This window comes from Pseudomonas sp. Sample_14 (assembly GCF_004307515.1).
In the GTDB taxonomy this organism is placed as follows: domain Bacteria; phylum Pseudomonadota; class Gammaproteobacteria; order Pseudomonadales; family Pseudomonadaceae; genus Aquipseudomonas; species Aquipseudomonas atacamensis.
The window spans coordinates 1-7568 of record NZ_RCOC01000067.1 but is presented as its reverse complement, the minus strand read 5'-3'; the positions used below and the strand labels follow the sequence as shown (position 1 = coordinate 7568).

The 7568-nt window shown below is 58.6% G+C and carries 8 protein-coding genes and 1 pseudogene; all 9 read left to right on the top strand.

Features of this window, described 5'->3' with window-relative positions:
* Positions 1–170: 170 nt before the first annotated feature.
* Entirely contained in the window at positions 171–734 is a 564-nt protein-coding gene (gene pnuC, locus D8U61_RS15570) for a nicotinamide riboside transporter PnuC (protein WP_130901508.1), read from the top strand.
* The gene (locus D8U61_RS15565; protein ID WP_130927236.1) at positions 731–1255 is read left to right on the top strand and encodes an AAA family ATPase; all 525 of its coding nucleotides are present in this window, start codon (positions 731–733) and stop codon (positions 1253–1255) included. The genes pnuC and D8U61_RS15565 overlap by 4 nt, the downstream gene beginning before the upstream one ends.
* Positions 1256–1577: 322 nt before the next feature.
* Complete coding sequence (locus D8U61_RS15560) at positions 1578–2027, top strand: hypothetical protein (RefSeq protein ID WP_125916228.1); 450 nt, start codon at positions 1578–1580, stop codon at positions 2025–2027.
* A gap of 1 nt (position 2028) precedes the next feature.
* Complete coding sequence (locus tag D8U61_RS15555; RefSeq protein ID WP_130927235.1) at positions 2029–2601, top strand: adhesin; 573 nt, start codon at positions 2029–2031, stop codon at positions 2599–2601.
* Positions 2602–2674: 73 nt separating this feature from the next.
* The gene (locus D8U61_RS15550; RefSeq protein ID WP_024012916.1) at positions 2675–3673 is read left to right on the top strand and encodes a hypothetical protein; all 999 of its coding nucleotides are present in this window, start codon (positions 2675–2677) and stop codon (positions 3671–3673) included.
* Between the two features lie 66 nt (positions 3674–3739).
* Positions 3740–4420 (top strand): C39 family peptidase, encoded by a 681-nt coding sequence (locus tag D8U61_RS15545; protein ID WP_024012915.1) that lies wholly within the window; start codon positions 3740–3742, stop codon positions 4418–4420.
* A gap of 43 nt (positions 4421–4463) precedes the next feature.
* Complete coding sequence (locus D8U61_RS15540; RefSeq protein WP_073474520.1) at positions 4464–5210, top strand: hypothetical protein; 747 nt, start codon at positions 4464–4466, stop codon at positions 5208–5210.
* A 45-nt stretch (positions 5211–5255) separates the two neighbouring features.
* Entirely contained in the window at positions 5256–6572 is a 1317-nt protein-coding gene (locus D8U61_RS15535) for a hypothetical protein (protein ID WP_056785917.1), read from the top strand.
* Positions 6573–6802: 230 nt separating this feature from the next.
* A pseudogene (locus tag D8U61_RS15530) lies at positions 6803–7568 on the top strand (hypothetical protein); the annotation flags it as partial.

The following is a 7568-nucleotide window of genomic DNA, read 5'->3' as shown; positions in this document are numbered from 1 at the left end:
TCACTGGGCTTTTCATGATCTGCGTTCGACGCGATATTCCAGGTCAGCGTACCTCGACCAAACAACGCGGTCAGTTCCCTTTCCCTCCGGGAGAGGGTTAGGGTGAGGGGCTTTTGATCTGACTAATGCAGTACAATTCGCCCCCTTCTCGACTCCCCCAAGGATCCGCCATGTCCGGGCTTGAACTGTTTGCCGCTGCCCTCGGTGTCATCGCCGTGTGGCTGACGGTCAAGCAGAATCCGTGGTGCTGGCCAATCGGGCTGGTCATGGTGTTGCTCTACAGCTGGATCTTCTTTGAGGTGAAGCTGTATTCGGACATGTTGCTGCAAGTGATCTACGCCGCACTGCAGATCTACGGCTGGTGGCAATGGACCCGCGCCGGGACGATGCATGACGGTCGCCAAGTCACCCGCCTCGATGCACGCTCGATTCTGCTCGGCCTTGGCATTGGAGCGATCGGCAGCCTGCTGCTGGGCGCGGCGATGGCGCACTGGACCGACGCCGCACAGCCGTGGCTCGATGCCGCGCTCACCGGTTTCAGTCTGGTGGCGCAACTGTGGATGGCGCAGAAACGCCTGCAATGCTGGGCGCTGTGGTTCGTCCTCGATGTGATCTTTGTCGGCCTGTTCATCTATAAAAGCCTCTATCTGACTGCCGGCCTGTATGCGCTGTTTACCCTGCTCGCCGTGCAAGGCTGGCGGGAATGGCGTGCCGATCCGGCGTTGCGCACATGAAAGTCGTTGTCCTCACCGGCCCGGAATCCACCGGCAAGAGTTGGCTGGCGACAGGCCTGGAGCAGCGTTTCGGCGGCGTGCGCGTTGATGAATATGTTCGGCGATTCATCGAAGACAACCCACGCGACACTTGCCTCGCGGATATTCCTGATATCGCTAGAGGCCAGTTGCAATGGGAAGATCAGGCACGGGCGAAACAACCCGAACTGCTGATTCTCGACACCCATCTGCTGAGCAACATCCTCTGGAGCCAGACCCTGTTCGGCGACTGCCCGGCCTGGCTGCAAAGCGAATTGCTCACGCGCCATTACGACCTGCACCTGCTGCTGTCGCCGCAACAGGTCGACTGGGCCGAAGACGGACAACGCTGCCAACCGGATCTTGCGGATCGCATGGCATTTTTCGAAGCCACGCGCGCCTGGTTGATTGAGCATCAACAGCCATTGCAAGTTATCGAGGGCAATTGGGCCGAGCGCCAGACGCAAGCCTTTGCGGCGGTCGAGCTTTTGCTGTCCAGCTGAGCCGCCTTGGGACGAAACTGTCCGTTTTTGAAACACTCCTCACCGCGCAAAGCCCCCGTCCAAACGCTGTTCATCACTCCGTCACGTCACCTGTTACGCCGATGAAACACATCGGCGCAAACCCTTGTTCCAGAGCTTTCCGACGTCAAGCACCGTCCAAGCACCCATGCATGTGTCTCAGCGCTGAAACAGTACCCGCTTTGAGCATTCCCGGAAAACACCTAAGCCATTGAAATAACGCGACAATTCAAAACCGGCACAGCTTTCGCTCTCTCCTTCACAACGCTGAATAACCCAGCCCACTGAAGAAGGAATTGCAGCCGTGGGGAATTTCAATAAAAGCCTGACCTGCCTCCTGCTGATCGGATCAGCCGCCAGCGCATTGATCAGTGTCAGCGCCCAGGCCGAAGGCAATGGAGTGATCGTCCTCAACCGCGACGTTCAACCCATCGCGATCGGTCGCAATGGCGGCAAAGATCCCTATCCAACCACGGTCAACGCCAACCCTTCGGCGCGGATCAACCAGACCCTCAGCAGTACCGAACTGACTGACGGTGATTTCGCCAGCGTCGCCAGCGGCTCATCGATTCGCGGCAACATGACCACGCCCAGTTCCAACCTGCCCGGCATGAACACTCTGACCAACCAGAACGGCCTGCCCGGTATGCGCACTGGCAGCGGCGGTGGTTCTGGCGCCTCGATCTCCAACACGGTCAACCGGGCGATGAGCACCGGGCTGGCGCCTCTGACTCGCATGGCCGGAGGCCAATGACATGAATCGCACCCTGCTGCTTCTCGCCCTGCTCGGCTGCACCAGCGCCATGGCCGATTCGGCTTCAGTGAACAAGGCCAATATTCAGGATTCCGGTGTTCAGTATCGCGGCAACTTCAATGTCAACCAGGCTGCCGGTGACCAGATGCAACAAGCCAACACCAAGGCGATTGCCATCGGCACCGAAGCCCATGCCACCACCAACGTCAGGCAAACCATCGACACGCCCGCCAGCCGCGCCATCGACGCGAGCGCCAATATCGGCGGCAACTCTTTCAGCAATGGCAACGGCATCCTCGGTGTGAACCAGGGCGCCGGTGCCAACAACCAAATGGCCAACGTCACGCGCGTCAGCATCAGTGCCGGCCCGCAGAGCGTTGACGACAGCGCCCTTTCACAACAGAACGTGGCGTTTTTACCGAGCTCAGGAGCAACTGGTACCTCGATCGGCAGTCGCCAGGTCACGACAAGTGATCAGGCCTTCACCGGCAGCCGCGGGGTAATCCAGGTGAACCAGAGTGCCGGGGTGGGGAACCGAATGGCTAACACCCTGAGCATCCGGGTCGCAGACTGACCCAAACAAAAAGCAGTGCAATTAGAAAAGTCCCAACACTTAACCAACTAATAAGCACGACGGAGAAACAACCATGAAACCTACAATGGCTCTCAAACCACTGGTTTTCGCACTCGCAGCAGTGATGGCAATGGCAGCACAGGCTGGCGGCCGTGGTGACAATGATCATGGTAACGGGCACGGCAATGGACATGGCAACGGTCACGGCCAGCCACAAGGTCCGAATCTTGAACAACTGCTGCAGATCACCGCAGGCGCCGGCGCCGCTGTACTCGACGCACAAAACAGCGACGGCAACGTGGTGAAAAACCAGGGCACCCTGAACAACGCCAATGCCAGCGACTCGCTCAACGGCTCCAACGGCAACATGGGCGCCAACGTCGCCGCCGGCGACGGCAACCAGCAGGACAACGCTGCTGCACTGGCCACCGCTGACGAGAGCTTCATCTTCGGCAATGCTGTTGCCGCCTCGAGCGCGACTCAGGTGAACAACAACAACTACGTGAAAAACTCGTCCACCTTCAACAACGCCACGCTCAGCAATGCAGGCAACAATGGTTCCGGCAACATCGGCATCAACGTGAGCTCGGGCAACTTCAACCAACAGAAAAACAACCTTGCCATCGCCGTTTCCGGTGGTCGTGTAGCGCAGGCCGCTGCCTCTGCCAACCAGTCCTCGACTGGCCTGGTCGTGGAAAACAAAGGCGTGCAGGCTTACAAAACCGACACCCTCACCGGTACTTATGCAGCCGCTGGCGCGTTCAAAGCCAAAGGCACCGCGACCATCGAAGACGACAACCACGGCGGTTGGGGCAACCGTGGCGGCGGCCATGGCGGCAACGATGATCAGAAAGCCAAGTTCGAAGCCGTGGGTACTTTTGGCCTCGCTGGCGTCACCACCCAACAAGTGTTGACCAAAGATGGCTGGAAAACTCCAGTCGTCAACAACGCCAACATGACCAACTCGATGAACAACTTCTCCGGCAACGGCGGAGCCAACGTCTCGGCGGGTGTGGGCAACCAACAAAGCAACTCGCTGTCCATCGCCGCAGGTTGCAAAGCCTGCATGTAATCGCGATCGAAACGAAAGCCCCGGCAACGGGGCTTTTTTCCCAGGTTCCACAAGGCGTATTCGATCATGCGGACTCCTGCCCTCCTCGCTCTGCTTTGTCTGTGCGGCCTGACTCAGGCGGCCCAGATGCCGGTCGCTGCCCTGCCGGGTGGCGTGCTGGTCTACAAGGACGTGCAAAGCATTCGTGAGCGCAAGTTTGCCGACATCGTCGAACAGAAAACCGACTTCAGCTGCGGCGCTGCTGCACTGGCGACGGTCCTGCGCCAGGCCTATTGGCTCGACGTCGATGAGGAGCACATCATCAAAGGCATGCTGGTCAACGCTGACCAGGACCTGGTGCGAACCCAGGGTTTCTCCATGCTCGACATGAAGCGCTACGTAGAAAGCATCGGCATGCGTGCCCGTGGTTACCGGATCCCGCCCGAGAAACTCGAAGCGGTGACCATTCCGGTGGTGGTTCTGATGGACATTCGTGGCTACAAGCATTTCGTCGTCCTGCAGCGCTCGGACAAGGATTGGGTCTACATCGGTGACCCGGTTCTCGGCCACAAGCGCTACAAGCACGACGACTTTGTCAAAGGTTGGAACGGCATTGTCTTTGCCATCGTCGGCCCCGGTTACGACAAGGCCAACGCCTTGCGCAGCCCTCCCGTGCCGCTGACGGCGAAGAACTCGCTGGACAGTTTCAACCCGGTCAAAGATGCGGAATTGATGGATTTCGGGTTCATTCAGAGCGACTTCTTTTAATCGCCGAGTTAGAGAATGGGACTGGATGTCCCGGGAGCAGCAGATGAAAAGCTCATACTGGCTGGCCGCCGCCTGCCTGGCAGCGAGTGCGTCAGGTTTAGCCCATGCCGGATTCAAACCCATCGAAATCAAGGACCAGGAGCTCGCCGAGCTGCGCGGTCGTTACGTCATGCCGGGGCGGATCATCAGCTTCGGCATTGTCATGAGCAGCACCTGGCGCAACGCCAGCGGCGACTTGATCGGGGCCGCGACCTCGATGCAGATCCAGGCTGCAACCGTCAAACCGGAATTCTATGTCTCGACCATCAAGGAGTCGGGCAACGGCAGCACCCCTACCCTCGGCACCGGCACTGTCATCGGCGGCGCCGGCCTCAATAGCAGCCAGGGTGTGACGCAAAGCGTACGCGCCGCCGGCGATGGCAACACGGCCAACAATAACGTCGCGATCAACGTCAGCGAAGCCAGTCAGGCCCCGGCACTGGTGCCGTCGCAGGGCCAGGCCCTCATCGCCGGGCAGACCATCAGCGGCAGCAACGGCGCCGGCAGTGTCGCGGTTTCGGCCAATGGCGGTGGCGTGCAAATGGCCATTCAGGCCAGCGGCAACCAAGGCACGGCGCTGCAACAGGTCGCCCAGGGCGGGCTGCTGCAGAACACCCGTTTGCTGGGCAGCGCCAACGTGGTCAACAACCTTACGCAACTCAACGTCGTACTTAACAATAACGGCAGAAGCGCCGGTGCACTGGATTGCAACCTGACCCAACTCGGGGCCCTACGCAATATCGGATATTGAACTACGCTGAGTCTCGATCATTGGGCTTAAAGGGACGGCTTATTCATGTATCGATCAGTATCACTGCGTGCTGCAGTGTGTTTGAGTACCCTTCTCCCGGCGGCAATGCTGCAAGCAGCACCCGACGCCGATGTAGAAGCCCTGAAACGGGAACTTCTGGAACTGAGACAACGATACGAACAACAACAACAAGCGCTGGCGGTACTTGAACAACGGGTCCGCCAGGTAGAAGAAACACCCGCCGCCCCACCGCCAAAACGGCTGGCCAAATCGCCGTCCGACATGAAAGGCAATCGCGTCGCCGCCGGAGCCGCCACAGGCACCGGTGCGGCCGCTGCATCGGGAGGCGCTGCCGGGGGCAGTGGCGCATCCTACGGTCAATCACTGGCCGATGATTCACAACCGGCACAGAGCGTTTCCAATCTGTATGACGAAGCCAGCGGTTTCTTTGGCGGCGGCAAGTTCAGCGTGGAAACCGGCCTGACCTATTCGCGCTACGACACCCGTCAGTTGATCCTGAACGGGTTCCTTGCGCTGGATTCGATCTTCCTGGGCAACATCAACCTCGACCGGATCAAGGCCGACACCTGGACCCTGGACCTCACCGGCCGCTACAACTTCGACAATCGCTGGCAGTTCGACCTGAACGTGCCGGTGATCTATCGCGAGTCGACGTATCAATCCGGCGGCGGCAACGAGGGCGCGGCTGGCGTAACAACAGAAGAAACCGTAACCAAGGATCCAACCATTGGCGACGTCAACTTCGGTATCGCCTACAAGTTCCTCGACGAATCGGTCAACACCCCGGACGCCGTCGTTACCTTGCGCGTCAAGGCGCCGACCGGCAAAGACCCGTTCGGCATCAAACTGCGCCAGACCGACGCCAACTCCAACCTGTTCGTCCCCGACACCCTGCCCACCGGCAACGGCGTCTGGTCGATCACGCCGGGCATCTCGCTGGTCAAGACGTTCGACCCGGCGGTGCTGTTCGGCAGCCTTTCCTACACCCACAACCTCGAGGAGTCGTTTGACGACATCAGCTCTACGGTCAATCAGAAAAACCCGGGCAAAGTGCGCATCGGCGACAGCTTCCAGATCGGTGCCGGTATCGCCTTCGCGCTCAACGAGAAGATGAGTATGTCGTTCTCGGTCTCCGACCTGGTGCAACGCAAAAGCAAGCTGAAACAGGACGGCGGCGATTGGGAATCGGTGGTGTCCAGTGATGCCAACGCCGGTTACTTCAACGTCGGCATGACGATTGCTGCAACCGACAATCTGACGATCGTGCCGAACTTGTCGATCGGCATGACCGATGATGCGCCGGACTTTTCGTTCAGCCTGAAATTCCCGTATTACTTCTAAGCAAAAGCAAAAGATCGCAGCCTTCGGCGGCTCCTACATTGGGATTCGAGTAATCCCTGGAGGAGCCGTCGAAGGCTGCGATCTTTTGATTCTCAGGCTCTTGCTCGTGACCACTCATCGGAAACACGTCCGCACCTGTCAGATCTTACAGGTGCGCTTTTCGCAGAAATAACTTCTGATAGCTCCGGCGTCTGGTCGCCGGTGACCAGCCCGGGCTCAGGAGATTTGCCATGACCATTCTTCTCGCTGCAGATTTGTTTCCTCCAAAAATTCCCATGGCAACTGATCTGGAAACACCAGAGGCGTATCACGGCGGTATTTCACTGGAAGCCGTGAGAACGGGTTACCTGACAGCTGTTGTCGATCCTTGGGTCAACCAAAGTATTGGAGAAAAGTGCGCCTTCCACTGGGATAACTCGCTCTTACCGGTTCGAACGATAGAAATTGATGACACCAACCTCAATAAACAGCTGCTGTTCCAGATCCCGGCAGGTCAAATCACCAACGGCGACGCTTACGCGTTTTACAAAGTAACCCGGCCACATCAGCAGCCTGTGAAATCCCAGGAAATACTGATGCTGGTCAAATTCACCCGGCCCGGCGGCGATGACAGCGACAGTGAACCGGGGAATTCCGGTCTCGTGTACACGCTGGATCCGGACCCGTCGAAGGGGGTGGATGCCGAAATGGCCAAGCTGGGCGTCAAGCTGTTGGCGAGCTACGTAAACTGCGCCACATTCGACCGAATTATCGGGCGCTGGGGTGACCAGTTGGTGTCCTACTATCCAGTGACCAGAGAGCAAGTCGAAGATCCGGTCAATAATCCGATCGTCCTCACCTTTACCGAAAATGACATCAGAGCACAAGGCAACGGCAGGAATATCGAACTGAATTATCAGGTGTTCGACCGGGTCGGCAATCTGCCGGATCCGAACGCGCCATGGTCGAAAGTCACCTATGTGAATGTGGACCTGAGCATCAGCCGCTTGCCGGCGG

Excerpts from the sequence above, each read along its gene's own strand:
- D8U61_RS15555 (WP_130927235.1), top strand. The coding sequence starts at position 2,029 with ATGAATCGCACCCTGCTGCTTCTCGCCCTGCTCGGCTGCACCAGCGCC.
- D8U61_RS15535 (WP_056785917.1), top strand. The coding sequence starts at position 5,256 with ATGTATCGATCAGTATCACTGCGTGCTGCAGTGTGTTTGAGTACCCTT.
- D8U61_RS15540 (WP_073474520.1), top strand. The coding sequence starts at position 4,464 with ATGAAAAGCTCATACTGGCTGGCCGCCGCCTGCCTGGCAGCGAGTGCG.
- D8U61_RS15550 (WP_024012916.1), top strand. The coding sequence starts at position 2,675 with ATGAAACCTACAATGGCTCTCAAACCACTGGTTTTCGCACTCGCAGCA.
- pnuC (WP_130901508.1), top strand. The coding sequence starts at position 171 with ATGTCCGGGCTTGAACTGTTTGCCGCTGCCCTCGGTGTCATCGCCGTG.
- D8U61_RS15545 (WP_024012915.1), top strand. The coding sequence starts at position 3,740 with ATGCGGACTCCTGCCCTCCTCGCTCTGCTTTGTCTGTGCGGCCTGACT.
- D8U61_RS15565 (WP_130927236.1), top strand. The coding sequence starts at position 731 with ATGAAAGTCGTTGTCCTCACCGGCCCGGAATCCACCGGCAAGAGTTGG.